The sequence below is a fragment of the Clostridium sp. UBA5712 genome (assembly GCF_002419845.1).
Lineage (GTDB): Bacteria > Bacillota > Clostridia > Clostridiales > Clostridiaceae > Clostridium_J > Clostridium_J sulfidigenes.
The window spans coordinates 324,122-338,535 of the sequence record NZ_DIGW01000011.1 but is presented as its reverse complement, the minus strand read 5'-3'; the positions used below and the strand labels follow the sequence as shown (position 1 = coordinate 338,535).

Here is a 14,414-nt window from a genome sequence, read left to right as displayed (position 1 = left end):
AGAGGTTGCAATGGAGTCTGTTGGAAGAGGACTTATAAGGCCAGATGTATACAATAAAGTACTAGGTAAATCGATTTATCCTGACGATTTAGAATTTGAAGGTATGTTATATGCTGGAGTAAAAAGAAGTACAATTCCCTATGGAAAAGTTAAAAATATAAATATGGAAGAAATAAGATCCATGGAAGATGTGGAAATGGTCATAGATTATACTATGATACCAGGAGCTATAAGTCATGGTGTTGTATTTAAGGATATTCCTACTCTTGTAAAAGATATAATTAAAAGAGTAGGGGATCCCATAATTATAATAGTTGCTAAAAATAAGGAAGCTTTAAAAGACGCTTTAAATAATGTGAAAATAGAGTATGAAGAGTTTAAGGGTATTTTTAATATTGAGGATGCTTTAAAAGAAGATGCTCCAATTTTAGGTGAAGTAAGTAATTTACTTTATGATTTAAAGATAAAAAAAGGGAATATTGATGATGGATTTGAGGAAGCTAAATATATAGTAGAGAACTGGTATAATACTCCTATGGTAGAACATGCTTTTCTACAGCCTGAGGCATCTGTAAGCAGAGTTGATGAAGAGGGAGTGGTAGAAGTATATGTTGCAACTCAATATCCACATTATGATAGAGAAGAGGTAGCTAGGTGCTTAAATATTGAGGAAGAAAAGGTTAGAATTAGAAATATGACTATTGGTGGAGCCTTTGGAGGTAGAGAAGATATTAATCCACAATGTCACGCGGCAATTGCAGCTTATTTGACTGAAAAACCAGTTAAGGTAGTTTATGATAGAGAAGAATCTACTATATCCCATAGTAAAAGACACCCTATGAAAATTTTTTTAAAAACAGGGGTGAGAGAAGATGGTAAACTTTGTGCGTTAAAAGCTAGAATCTATGGAGATACTGGTGCATATGCTTCATGGGGGATAAATGTATTAAGAAAGGCCGCAGTACATGCTACCGGTCCATATAATATACAAAATGTAGATATAAGAGCCATGGCTGTATATACCAATAATCCATATAGTGGGGCAATGAGAGGATTTGGAGCAACACAATGTCCTATTGCTACAGAAAGTCAGATGGATATGTTAGCTGAAAAGATTGGGATTCACCCACTAAAATTTAGATATATAAATGCTTTTAAAGTAGGAGATAAAACTGCTACAGGTCAAGTGTTAAAATCAAGTGTAGGTCTTAAAAAATGTATAGAAAAGCTTGCAGACCTTGATGGAGTAGAAATTTAAAAGAAGGTGTGAAATTGATATGAAGAACCGTGGTGTAGGGTATGCTACTATATTTTATGGTACTGGGTATGGAAATGGGTTTCCTGATGAATCAAGAGCAACGGCAGAACTTAGGGAAGATGGTGAAATTGTAGTATATGTGGAAGTTTCAGATGTAGGTTCTGGTGGTATAAGTGTGATGTGGCAAATTGCTACAGAAACACTAAATACAGATAAAAATCTAATTAAAGTAATGTATGATAACACTAGCTTTGTAAAAGATAGTGGTACTGCAGCAGCAAGTAGACAAACTTACAATACAGGAAATGCTGTATATGATGCTTGTAAAAAACTTAGAAGTAATTTAAATAAAGGTTTAAGTAGATCAAACGATAACTGTATTCATAAAGAAGAAATAAAGCTCCTTTATAAGCAAATGAAAGAAAAGGGAATTCCGATAAAGACAGAAGGTTATTTTAAAGCAGAAACTTCACAAATTGATATGGAAACTGGTGAAGGTAATCCTTATTGGCCTTATACCTTTGGAGCACAAAAAGTTACTATTGAAGTAGATGATGAAACTGGCAAGGTTGACATAATTGAAGTTATAGCTGTAAATGACGCAGGAAAAATAATAAATCCAGCTTCCGCAGAAGGTCAGGCACAAGGCGGAGTTGCCATGGGAATAGGTTATGCACTTATGGAAGAAATAGAAATAGAAAACGGTTCTATAAAAAATAGAAATTTTTCAAATTATATAATACCAACCAGTAAAGATGTACCACATATAGATACTTATTTTGTGGAGGAATTTGAGGAATCAGGTCCTTATGGAGCTAAAGGAATTGGAGAGCCTGTAATGATACCTACAGCTCCAGCTATATTAAATGCCATATATGATGCAGTAGGAGTTAGAATGTATAGCATACCTGTAATATGTGATAAGTTATTATTAGCGTTAAAAGAAAAAAAAGGTCAAATTTATAACTGATTTAAATAGAAAGTATCCATTGTTTTTTTATAATGGATACTTTCTATTTACAACTGTAACTTTATGATATATACTAATGTATATACAGTACAGGTAGGAGGATAAAAATGAAAACAAATCTAAAAAAGATGGTAATTAGTTCATTATTAATAGCTATGTCTATTATAATACCAGTAATATTTGGGCCTTTTCTTAAGGTATATATACCACCATTCTCTGCAACTTTGGCATCACACGTACCTATGTTTATTGCTATGTTCTTAGGACCTTTTGAGGCTGCAGTAGTTGGAATTGGTTCAGTGGTAGGTTTTTTATTTGCTATAGGAGATCCAATTGTAGCAATGAGAGCATCATCTCATATAGTAGTAGGATACATTGGAGCTAAAATGATTGTGAAAAAAATGTCTTATGGTAAAGTTGTAGCTTTTACAGCACCAATACATGGAATTTTTGAAGGATTAGTAGTACTTATATTTACAGGCAATATAGTTTTATCAATTGTTGTAACAGGAATAGGAACTATAATTCATCACGTTATAGATGGTTTAATTTCTCTTCCAATTATTAGAATAATACAAAAAGGATTAGGAATTAATTTATCTACTATAGGTGAAAAAAAGAAAGAAGAGCCTGAAGATGTAGCAGTATAACACATTTCTTATAGTTTTATTTTATGAAAGTTATATTTTTTAGGATAAATTTGATTAGAAATATAGTATAAAGTCCCTATAAATATTAAATATTAAGTAAAAACCTTTAGATAATAATAGTATCTAAAGGTTTTTATTTCTTTCTCGATTAGGTATAATGTCCATAGGAAAGGTTTTATAAATAGAAGATATTATAAAAAATAAATAATTAAACATAGCTAAGAATAGAGGATGATACATATGAATTTAATAACACTTGAAAATATATATAAGAGTTATAGTGAAAAACCATTATTAACAGATGTTAAACTAACCATAACATCAGAAGATAAAGTTGGAATAATTGGTGTAAATGGAGCTGGAAAGTCTACATTATTAAAAATAATTGCAGGAATAGAACAAGAGGATTCTGGTACAATTACAAAGATGAATGGACTGAACATATCTTATTTACCTCAACATATTGAGTTTAATCCAGAGGATAGGATTATGGATCATGTTTTTAATGGTGCCGGGGAAATAATGGAAGTACTAAGAGAGTATGAACATGTATTAGAAGAACTAAAAACCAATAGTGATAATTCAAAGCTGCAACAACAGTTATTTAAGCTTACTAGTAAAATTGACGCATTAGGAGGTTGGCAAATAGAAAGTGAGGCAAAAGCATTACTAACAAAGTTAGGTATAACGGATTTTGATGCTAAAATGGGAAAGCTTTCTGGAGGGCAAAGAAAGAGAGTAGGGCTTTGTAATGTGCTAATAACTCCTTGTGATCTTTTAATATTGGATGAACCTACTAACCACATGGATAATGAAATAATTGATTATATGGAGGAGCTATTACAAAAAAGAAAAGGTGGGGTTATAATGATAACCCACGATAGATACTTCTTAGATAGAATTACTAATAGGATCTTTGAACTAGATAGGGGAGAACTTTATTCTTATCAAGGAAATTATTCTGTATTTTTAGAGAAAAAAGCAGAGAGAATGCAGCTTTTTGAAGCGCTTGAGAGTAAAAGACAAAATCTTTACAGAAAAGAGTTAGCGTGGATAAAAAGAGGAGCTAAGGCGAGATCTACTAAGCAAAAGGCAAGGATTGATAGGTTTGAAGAGTTAAAAGAAACATCCTATAAGATAGATGAAGATAGAATGGAATTAAATACAGCTGGTTCAAGGTTAGGAAAGAAGATATTAGAGCTTGATAATATAAGCAAGGACTTTGGAGACAAGGTAATTATAAAGGATTTTAGTCATATCTTTACTAAGGAAGAGAGAGTAGGAGTTATAGGGAATAATGGTATGGGTAAATCTACTTTATTGAATATTATAAGTGGAAGATTAAGCCCTGATAAGGGAGAAGTTACACAAGGTGAAACTGTTAAGATAGGATATTTTACCCAAGAAAATATAGAATTAGATGGAACTATGAGAGTTATCGAGTATATTAAAGAAATAGCTGAGTATATAACTACAAATGATGGAAGTAAAATTACTGCTTCTCAAATGTTAGAGAACTTTTTATTTGATGGAACCATGCAGCATAGTTTTATATCTAAATTGTCTGGTGGAGAGAAGAGAAGATTATATCTTTTAAGAATACTAATGGAATCACCTAATGTATTATTTTTAGATGAGCCAACCAATGACTTAGATATTCAGACTTTAACAATTCTGGAAGACTATTTGGATAGATTTAATGGTACGGTAATAGCCATATCCCACGATAGATACTTCCTAGATAGAATTGCCAATAGGATTTTTAGCTTTGAAGGACAAGGAAAGATTTTAGAGCTTGTAGGAAATTATAGTGATTATAAAGAGTATAGGGATATAAAGGCTGAAGAAGAAGTTGCTACATCAAGTACTAACAAAGAAAAGAAATATGATGAAAATAAAAATCGTAAAGAAAAGCCAACTAAATTAAAATTTACATTTAAAGAGCAAAAAGAATTTGATACCATAGATGATGAAATTGAAAAAAAAGAGGAAGATATTGCCACAGTAGAGACAGAGATAAACCAGTGTGGAAGTGATTTTGTAAAGTTACAACAGTTAATGGAAGATCAAAATAGATTAAAAGATGAATTGAATTTTTTATTAGAAAGATGGGAATATCTAAATGAAATTTTTGAAGAGATGGAAACCCAGAAACAAAATAAGTAAGTACTAGGTTTAATCATGGATATACCTTTTAGGAGAAGAATATGATAGAAAATAATATGAGAATATCTGTTAGAAATTTAATAGAATTTATTTATAGACAAGGGGATATTGATGATAGAATAGGGGGTATTGCATCAGCTCAAGAGGGGACTAGACTTCATAAAGTCATACAAAAGGAACTTAAAGAGCAATGTGATGAATCAGAAGAGAAGATCTATATTAATGAGATGTATCTATCAAGAGAGTTATGCTATAAGGAAATAAATATTATTTTAGAAGGGAGAGCCGACGGTGTTATTATTAGTTCACAGAAAGGTAGTAACACTAGAGTTAAAATAATAGAGATAAAGACTACCATGAAGGACTTACTTACACTTGAAGAAAATGAAAACTTTCTTCACTGGGCCCAAGGAAAACTATATGGGCATATCTATTGTGAAGAAGAAAACCTAAGTGAAATAGATATAGATCTTATATATTGTCACAGAGAAAGTTTGCATACAAAGACCTTTTCAAAAACTTTTTTAAGGGAAAAACTAAAGGAATTTTTCAATGAAGTGATGGGCAGGTATACAAGGTGGATTCATCTTCAGAGTAGTTGGATAGAACTAAGAAATAACTCTATTGAAAAGTTAGATTTTCCTTTTAAAAATTATAGGAAGGGTCAAAGGGAACTAGCTATAAATATATATAGAACTATTAAAGAGAAAAAAGATATTTACATTGAAGCACCTACGGGGACAGGAAAAACTATTTCAACAATTTTTCCTGCAATAAAGTCTTTTACTATAAATAATTCAGCTAAGCTTATATATCTTACAGCAAAAAATATTACTAAAGGAGTGGCTGAAAATACCTTAGGCATATTAAGAGACTCTGGTATGAGGCTTAGAACATTAACTATTACTGCAAAAGATAAGATTTGTTTTCTAGAGGAAAGAATATGTAATGGCGATGCCTGTGAATATGCAAAGGGACATTTTGATCGAGTTAATGACGCCATATTAGCTATGATAGAAAACAATGAAGTTTTTAATCAACAGATTATTGAGGAGTACAGCAGGCAATTTAAGGTATGCCCTTTTGAACTTTCCTTAGATTTAATTGCTTGGTGTGATTTTATAATAGGTGATTATAACTATTTCTTTGATCCTAAAGCTATGATAAAGAGAATGGCATTTGATGATACACCATATATATTTCTTATTGATGAGGCACATAATTTAGTAGACCGTGGAAGAGAAATGTATTCTGCTGAGATAAAAGAAAGTGATTTGAAAGAATTAAAAAAAGAATTTAAATATAAAAATAAAAAACTAATAGGTATAATAAATAAAATAATTAAGAAACTAAAGGAATATACAATAGGTGAAAAGGGTAATATAGTAATAGATGAAGGACCCGGAGAAATGCTAGTTCTTTTCAGGCTTTTTGCAACAGAAGGTGAAAATTATTTAAAAGAACACATTGGTGAAACCATAGATGAAATATTTTTAAATGTATATTTTTCTTTCTTAGATTTTATTAGAATTGGAGAGTTATTTTCAGAGGATTTTGTACTATACTGTAATAATGAAGATATGGATATCCGGATAAAAATATTCTGTTTAAACCCAAGTAATGTGATAAAACAGTGTATAAAAGGTAATATAAGTAATATATTTTTTTCAGCCACTCTGTCTCCAATGAATTATTTTAAAAATCTACTAGGTGGAGATGATAAAAGTTATAGCATAAAACTTCAGTCTCCCTTTCCACCAGAAAATAGAAATTTGATTCTAAAATATGACATTGATACTAGATACAAGTACAGAGAGAAAAGTTATTACCCAATCTGTAAATATATCAATGAAACTCTAAATAATTATGAGGGAAACTTTTTAGTGTTTTTTCCTTCCTATGAATATATGACAAAAGTATATGAAGTTTACTGTAAGAATTTTAGTGAACATAATATATACTTACAAGAAAGTGTTATGACAGAGGAAGAAAGAGAAGAATTCTTGGAAAGATTTTCTTTGATGGATGTAGATAAAAATAGTAAGGAGAGAACTATAGGTTTTGTAGTTCTAGGAGGAGTATTTTCAGAAGGAATAGATTTAATTGGGGATAGACTTAAGGGAGCGATTATAGTGGGAGTTGGATTACCTAAAATATCCTTTGAAAGAAAATTAATAGAAGAATATTTTAACGAAATAGGGGAACCGGGATTTCACTATGCGTATACATTTCCAGGAATGAACAAAGTTATACAGGCTATGGGAAGGGTTATTAGAACTGAAGAAGATAAGGGTACCATAATGCTTTTAGATAAGAGGTATAGAAGTGAAATATATCAAAAGTTAATGCCTATAGAATAAGACTTTAATATAGAATAAAACATATTAAATAAGGGTATCGAATCTAGAATTAATTCTTGATTCAATACCCTTGTTATTTTAATATTAATAGTTTTTAGCTAATAATTGGAAGTAGCTTTGAGGATGTGCACAAACAGGACATGCATTTGGTGCTTTTTCTCCTTCATAGATGAATCCGCAATTAGCGCATTGCCATACCACTTTTTCTTCTTTTTCAAATACTTTTCCGTCTTCAATATTTTTTAATAAAGCTAAATATCTTTCTTCATGCTCTTTTTCAATTTTACCTACACCTTCAAATAAGTTTGCAATTTTATCAAAGCCTTCTTCTCTAGCTTCTTTTGCAAAAGTAGCATACATATCAGTCCACTCATAGTTTTCACCAGCAGCTGCATCTTTAAGGTTTTCCATAGTATCACCTATGCCATCATGAAGAAGCTTGAACCATATTTTTGCATGTTCTTTTTCATTATTTGCAGTTTCAGTGAAAAGAGCAGCAATTTGCTCATATCCTTCCTTTTTAGCTTTTGAAGCATAAAAAGTATATTTATTTCTAGCTTGAGATTCTCCTGCGAATGCTGTTGCTAAATTAGCTTCTGTTTTAGTTCCTTTTAGATTTCCCATCTTTATTCCCCACTTTCTTATTCTATAACATTACCATTAAAAGTAAGTTATTATTTAATAATTATTATTATCTAACAATTTAAATATAGTGTACCATATAAAAAATGGAATGTAAATAATTATAAACAAATATTAACATTTATTTATAATTCCCATAATATTTACACTTATATATTATCATTATGAAATTATATATGAATTTTAACAATAGTTAAATGGTACAATTCTAATGAAAATCTCATACTATACAGAGAATCTATATGTATAGCTTAATAAAATTATAGATTAAAATGATTTATAGTTATTAATAGAGGAAATGTAGAGGTTACTAACATTATACTAGTTGATAAATTGGATAAAAGATTAGAATTAGTTCCAGAGTGATAGAATATCATTGGCTAATTTTACTTTTTTCAAAATAAGAAAATCTCTGAAACCCTTGAGGCCACAACAAATAGTTAACTATTTATATAGTTTCCTATTAACATATATAAATAGTTTAATATATATCTATTTGTTATATGAAAATATAAATTCTCTCCAAATTCTATCACTTTCATTAAACATAGAGCCTAAAACTAAAGTAGAGAGTAGTGCAACAAATAAATTTTATTAGAGTGTGTCATAGCAATGCTAGGCACACTCTTTTACTATATAATAAAACTTTTATTCAATATTATAAAAGTTTTATTGTAACTTTAGGGTGAAAGAAGAATTTTATTATTAAAATAATTAGTTATATAAAGTAGAAGTATGTATAAATAAGTGCATATACATACAAATAAAGTATCATGCAAAAGGGCATTGTTATTTCCTAGGATAAAAAGACGAAGAAAACTAAATGAAACAAATGTAAAAAAGTGGTAATATTGTAATGTAGAACTATATGTTAATTATTTATACAAAAATAGTGGATTTAATATATAAACAAAAATTTTAATCAGATTTTATAATAATAAAACTTAATATTGATTCGTGGTTAGGGATTTTAATATAAAAGTTTTAAGGAAAAGGAAAGAGTCTTTTTACATATTATCCTATGAAAGGAGGCGAAGTATATAGTGGAAAATATGAAAAGTAACAAGGATATTATTCAATCAATAAAGTTCTACAAAATAGATGAAAGTAAAGAAATTTTAGAATTAGCAGAGCAAAATAGGTTTAGTGAAATAATTAATGAAGATAGCAGAAGGAAAATATACCTTTCATCGCCACATATGGGTGAGGAAGAAATTAAGTACGTACTTGAGGCTTTTGATACTAATTGGATAGCACCAATGGGTCCTAATGTAGAGAATTTTGAGAATGAGATAGCAAACTATGTAAAAGTAAAAAGAGGCTTGGCACTAAGCTCTGGAACTTCAGCAATTCATATGGCATTGAAGCTATTAGATGTAAAAAATAATGATTTAGTTTTTTGTTCATCATTAACTTTTGTAGCAAGTTGTAACCCAATAATATATGAAAGAGCTGTTCCAGTATTTATTGATTCAGAACCTGAAAGTTTTAATATGTCTCCCAAAGCATTAAAAAGAGCTTTTGAATATTATGAAGAAAAAAATATGAAGCCTAAAGCGGTAATTGTAGTTCATTTATATGGTCAAAGTGCAGATATGGACGAAATAATAAAAATTTGCAACTTTTATGATGTGCCTATTGTAGAAGATGCTGCAGAATCATTAGGTGCAACTTATAAGGGTAAGCAAACTGGAACCATGGGTGAATTTGGAGTATTCTCTTTTAATGGAAATAAGATAATAACTACTTCTGCTGGTGGAATGCTTGTATCAAATAATATGAATGCCATAGAGAAAGCAAGATTTTGGGCCACTCAAGCTAGAGACAAGGCTAGATATTATCAACATTCAGAGCTTGGATATAACTATAGAATGAGTAATATTTTAGCAGGAATAGGTAGAGGTCAACTTAAAATATTGAATCAACGAATAGCTAAGAAAAAAAGTATTTTTGAATTTTATGATAGAAATTTTAGGAATATTCCGTGGATTGATATGGAAGAAATTTGTGACTATGGAACATCAAATTATTGGCTTAGTGTGATGACTTTATCTAAAGGATGCAAAATTAAACCTATAGATATAATAAAAGCTTTAGAAAAAGAAAATATAGAATCTAGACATGTTTGGAAGCCTATCCACCTTCAACCTTATTATAAAGGATTTAGTTTTTTTAATCACAATGATGTAGGTATAAGTGTATGTGAAGATATATTTGAAAGAGGAATTTGTCTTCCATCAGATACAAAAATGACAATTGAAGATCAACAAAGGGTAATAGATGCTATAAAAAGATTATTTAAATAAAGTTTGGAATTATAAGTAATTTATACTTGGTTAATATAAAATTTAAAAAATAAATTTACATTTAAAAAGACAGAGATAAAATTTAAGAAAGTTTGAGGAGAATATGTTTATAAAAAGAATATTTGATGTTGCTATTTCAATATTAGGACTTATTATTTTATTACCTATGTTAATTATTATAGCACTGATAATAAAGATTAAATTAGGAAAACCAATTTTTTTTATACAAGAGAGGGTAGGAAAAAGGAATAAGATTTTTAAAATGATTAAGTTTAGAACAATGAAAGATATAAAGGATGAAAATGGGAAGGTATTACCAGATGAAAAGAGGCACACAACAATAGGAAAAACACTGAGGGCATTAAGCCTTGATGAAATACCAGAGCTTATAAATGTTATAAAAGGAGATATGAGTTTAGTAGGACCAAGACCTCTTTTAAAAGAGTATTTAAGTTTATACTCACAAGAGCAGTTAAAAAGGCATCAGGTTCTACCAGGAATTACAGGGTGGGCACAAATTAATGGTAGAAATGCTATATCATGGACAGAAAAATTTAAATTAGACATATGGTACGTGTGTAACTGGTCCCTACTTTTAGATTTGAAAATTTTATTTTTAACCATATATAAAGTTATTAAAAAAGATGGAATAAACCAAGATGATAATATTACCATGGAATACTTTAATGGAAGCAATTAAAGGAGGATGAAATTTATGGATGAAAAATTGATAAATTTTGATGAAATAGTATATTTACTAAAGAAAAAAATTTGGATTTTAATATTAATTACTGGAGCTATATCATGTTTAGGTGGTTATAAAGCTTCATTAATGACTACAAGTTATCAAGCTACAGCGAAAATTTACGTTGGTAGAGGAAATAATCTAATGGACTATTATTCTCAGAATGAAATTCAATATTACAATGAATTTATGAATACCTTTAATGAAATAATTAGGGTAGATGATTTTTTAAATGAAACATTGAAAAAATATAAAATTAACAAGTCGTCTTGGGAAGTGAAAAATTCATTAGGGTTTTCTGCATCAGAGAATACACCTATATTTACAGTAACATATAATACTAATGATATGGAGGGAGCAGAACAGGTACTAACAGCTATATGTGAAGAGTTTAATGAGCAAGCAAAAACTATAATTCCAGATGCTAAGCCGAGAATTATAGATAGTAGTAAAGTATATCCCATAGTACCTAATAAAAAGAAGCTAATGCTTATGTACTTCGGAGTTGGTGTAATATTTTCTTTGGGATTAATATTTTTTATAGATTATCTTGATGACACTATTAAGAGTAACTCTAGATTAGAAAAAGTTTTGCCAGTACCAGTATTAGGAAATATACCTAAGCACGAAAAAGGATTTAAGGGAGGAAGAGAGTAATGTTTATATACAATAAAATGCCACATTCTATATCTGCTGAATCTTATAAATCCATACGCACAAGTTTAAAATATTCATCTGTTGATAAAGCAATAAAGACCATTGTAATAACTAGTTCAGTACCAGGAGAGGGGAAATCAACAATTGCTGGTAATTTAGCACTTTGTTTAAGTGAAAGTGGAAATAAAGTTTTAATTATAGATTGTGATCTTAGAAGACCATCTTTACATAAAAAATTTAGGCTTTCTAATTTAAAGGGAATTACGGATTGTTTAATTGATAAAGATAATTTAAAAGAATCTATACAAGAATTTACTTCTGACCTATCAGTAATATCATCAGGTACTATTCCTCCTAATCCTGCAGAAATTTTAGGTTCGAAAACTTTTGAAGGATTTTTAAAAAATATAGGAAGTATCTATGACTATATAATATTAGATACTCCACCGTTACTAGCTGTTACTGATGCCAGCATTCTTGCAGGTAAAGCAGATGCAACAATTATAGTGGTGAAGTACGGTAAAACTAGAGAAAAAGATATTAATTTAGCATATAAAGAATTAAAAAAGGTAAATGCAAATGTAGTTGGAAGTATACTGAATAGTTGCGACATAAAGAGAACAGATTCTTATTATAAATATTATACTAAAGAAAAAAAGAGTTTTCTTAGTAAAAAATCAAGAAGAAGAAATTATGAAAAATATAAAACAAAAAAAGTTAATGCTTAAAATATCAAATTAAACATATTAATCTTTGACTTTAAAAATCAATTGTCATAGATTTGTTTTATTAAATGTGAAAAAGAGGAAGTTGCTATGAAAAAAGTTATCATTATAGGAGCAGGAGGAGTTGGAAGAGAAGTTGCATTAATAATAAATCAAATTAATAATTTTAAACCAACTTGGAATATAATTGGATTCCTAGATGATAATCCAACAAATTTAGGGAAAACTTTAAACGGACATAGAATTATAGGAAATGTTGAGTTATTAAATTACATTAGTAAAGACATATATGTTGTTGTAGCTATATCAAACTATAGAGTAAAGAAAGAAATAGTTTCAAAGTTAGAGGGAAAGTTTAAATTCGCAACTTTAATTCATCCAAGAGTATCCATACATGATTTTATGACTGTGGGACATGGGACAATAATATATGAAGGAGCAATTTTAACAACAGATATTAAAATCGGAGAACATGTAATAATAAGTCCTAAATGTGGTATTGGTCATGATTCTATTATAAAAGATTATGTATCCTTGTTATGGAACGTAAATATTTCAGGAGGAGATATTATTGAAGAAGGAGTACTTATGGGATCCTGCTCTACGGTAATTCAAAATTTAAAAATAGGAAAGGGAGCAATAATAGGAGCTGGCTCTGTAGTAGTAAAGGATATCCCAGCTTATAGTACTGCTGTAGGAGTTCCTGCAAGGGTCATAAGGGAAGAGGAAGTTTATGAAAAAGATATTATATATAACAACAGTAAGTAGAACAATTAATGCATTTTTAATTCCACATATAGAAATGTTAATAGATAAAGGATATGTTGTTGATTGCGCATGCTTTATAGATAAACCTATAGACAAGAGATTAATATCCAAAGGAGTTAAAGTATACAATGTACCATTTTGTAGAAAACCTTTAAGTTTAAGAAATTTTAAAGCTTTTTGGAGATTAAGATTTATACAAAAAATAAATAAATATGATGTTGTCCATGTTCATACACCTATAGCAGCATTATACGGAAGAATATTAAAACTTTGGTTTCCTAAAATAAAAATTATATATACAGCTCATGGCTATCACTTTTATAAAGGTGCACCTAAGATAGCATGGTGTATGTTTTATCCTATGGAGAAGCTTATGGCTAGATTTACAGATGTAATAATAAATATTAATAATGAAGACTATGAAATAACTAAAAATAAGTTAAAGCCTAAAATGTGTTACTTAGTTAATGGAGTAGGTATAAATATAGAGGATATTAGACGGACTGAACTAAAGGCAGAAGTGCTTAATATAAAGAAGCTCTCTTTTGATAAAGATGATTTTATAATACTTATGATAGCAGAATTAAATCATAATAAAAACCAACTTCAGCTTATAAAGGCGTTGGAACTTATAAAAGATAAGTATCCAAAGATTAAGGCAATTAGTGTAGGAGAAGGAAATAAGCTAAAAGAGTTAAAAGAGGAAATAGTAAAAAGGGGAGTAGAAGAAAATATAAGTTTTTTAGGTTATAGAGAAAACATAAATGAGCTTATAAAAATTTCAGATATAGGGATATTACTCTCCTATAGAGAAGGGTTGCCTAAAAGTATAATGGAGTTTATGTCACATAGGAAAAAAGTTATAGGTACTAATATAAGAGGAATAAGAGATCTTATAGAAAATGAAAGTATAGGTAAGCTAGTAGAAGTGGGAGATTATGAAGCTACTGCAAGAGCTATAGAGGAATATTATCTAGAAGGAGATAGAAGCTTTAATACACCTAAGGAAATAGAGAAATATGATTTAAATAATGTAATAAGTGAGTTGGAGTATATATATGATACTTTAGATTTACAAGACTACTATTTGCCTGAAAAAAATATAAATTTATAAAGCATAACTTATTACTAGAATTTAATAAGTAGCAATGAAAATATATATTGAAG

Annotated in this window: 12 protein-coding genes; 11 read left to right on the top strand and 1 reads right to left on the bottom strand. The window is 29.3% G+C overall.

Annotated features, from left to right (window positions below):
• Positions 1 to 10 precede the first annotated feature (10 nt).
• The 5 genes from B3B03_RS07885 (at position 11) to B3B03_RS07865 (ending at position 7,404) form a co-directional block, all read left to right on the top strand.
• Positions 11 to 1,258 carry a xanthine dehydrogenase family protein molybdopterin-binding subunit gene (locus tag B3B03_RS07885; RefSeq protein ID WP_346846575.1) on the top strand — a complete coding sequence of 416 codons (1,248 nt, stop codon included), beginning with the start codon at positions 11 to 13 and terminating at the stop codon, positions 1,256 to 1,258.
• 19 nt (positions 1,259 to 1,277) lie between these two features.
• On the top strand, positions 1,278 to 2,228 hold the full coding sequence (locus tag B3B03_RS07880; protein WP_346846576.1) for a xanthine dehydrogenase family protein molybdopterin-binding subunit: 951 nt from the start codon (positions 1,278 to 1,280) through the stop codon (positions 2,226 to 2,228).
• 107 nt (positions 2,229 to 2,335) lie between these two features.
• The gene (locus B3B03_RS07875) at positions 2,336 to 2,878 is read left to right on the top strand and encodes an ECF transporter S component (RefSeq protein WP_346846577.1); all 543 of its coding nucleotides are present in this window, start codon (positions 2,336 to 2,338) and stop codon (positions 2,876 to 2,878) included.
• A gap of 240 nt (positions 2,879 to 3,118) precedes the next feature.
• Positions 3,119 to 5,044, top strand: coding sequence for an ABC-F family ATP-binding cassette domain-containing protein (locus B3B03_RS07870; protein WP_346876945.1), 1,926 nt, complete (start codon positions 3,119 to 3,121; stop codon positions 5,042 to 5,044).
• A gap of 41 nt (positions 5,045 to 5,085) precedes the next feature.
• Positions 5,086 to 7,404: an ATP-dependent DNA helicase gene (locus B3B03_RS07865; RefSeq protein WP_346876944.1), complete on the top strand. Its 2,319-nt coding sequence runs from the start codon at positions 5,086 to 5,088 to the stop codon at positions 7,402 to 7,404.
• Between the two features lie 84 nt (positions 7,405 to 7,488).
• Here B3B03_RS07865 and rbr read toward each other — a convergent pair whose 3' ends face one another.
• A complete protein-coding gene (gene rbr / locus B3B03_RS07860) occupies positions 7,489 to 8,028 on the bottom strand; it encodes a rubrerythrin (protein ID WP_035133587.1) in 540 nt (179 codons plus the stop codon).
• Between the two features lie 1,217 nt (positions 8,029 to 9,245).
• Between rbr and B3B03_RS07855 the strand changes: the two genes are divergently transcribed.
• The 6 genes from B3B03_RS07855 (at position 9,246) to B3B03_RS07830 (ending at position 14,361) form a co-directional block, all read left to right on the top strand.
• A complete protein-coding gene (locus B3B03_RS07855) occupies positions 9,246 to 10,352 on the top strand; it encodes a DegT/DnrJ/EryC1/StrS family aminotransferase (RefSeq protein ID WP_346846902.1) in 1,107 nt (368 codons plus the stop codon).
• Between the two features lie 103 nt (positions 10,353 to 10,455).
• The gene (locus tag B3B03_RS07850; RefSeq protein ID WP_346846580.1) at positions 10,456 to 11,052 is read left to right on the top strand and encodes a sugar transferase; all 597 of its coding nucleotides are present in this window, start codon (positions 10,456 to 10,458) and stop codon (positions 11,050 to 11,052) included.
• A gap of 15 nt (positions 11,053 to 11,067) precedes the next feature.
• Positions 11,068 to 11,754 (top strand): YveK family protein, encoded by a 687-nt coding sequence (locus B3B03_RS07845; protein ID WP_346876943.1) that lies wholly within the window; start codon positions 11,068 to 11,070, stop codon positions 11,752 to 11,754.
• Positions 11,754 to 12,482 carry a CpsD/CapB family tyrosine-protein kinase gene (locus B3B03_RS07840; RefSeq protein ID WP_346846582.1) on the top strand — a complete coding sequence of 243 codons (729 nt, stop codon included), beginning with the start codon at positions 11,754 to 11,756 and terminating at the stop codon, positions 12,480 to 12,482. Before B3B03_RS07845 ends, B3B03_RS07840 begins: the two co-directional genes overlap by 1 nt.
• 87 nt (positions 12,483 to 12,569) lie before the next feature.
• On the top strand, positions 12,570 to 13,247 hold the full coding sequence (locus B3B03_RS07835; RefSeq protein ID WP_346846583.1) for an acetyltransferase: 678 nt from the start codon (positions 12,570 to 12,572) through the stop codon (positions 13,245 to 13,247).
• Positions 13,213 to 14,361 carry a glycosyltransferase family 4 protein gene (locus B3B03_RS07830; protein ID WP_346846584.1) on the top strand — a complete coding sequence of 383 codons (1,149 nt, stop codon included), beginning with the start codon at positions 13,213 to 13,215 and terminating at the stop codon, positions 14,359 to 14,361. The genes B3B03_RS07835 and B3B03_RS07830 overlap by 35 nt, the downstream gene beginning before the upstream one ends.
• Positions 14,362 to 14,414: the final 53 nt, after the last annotated feature.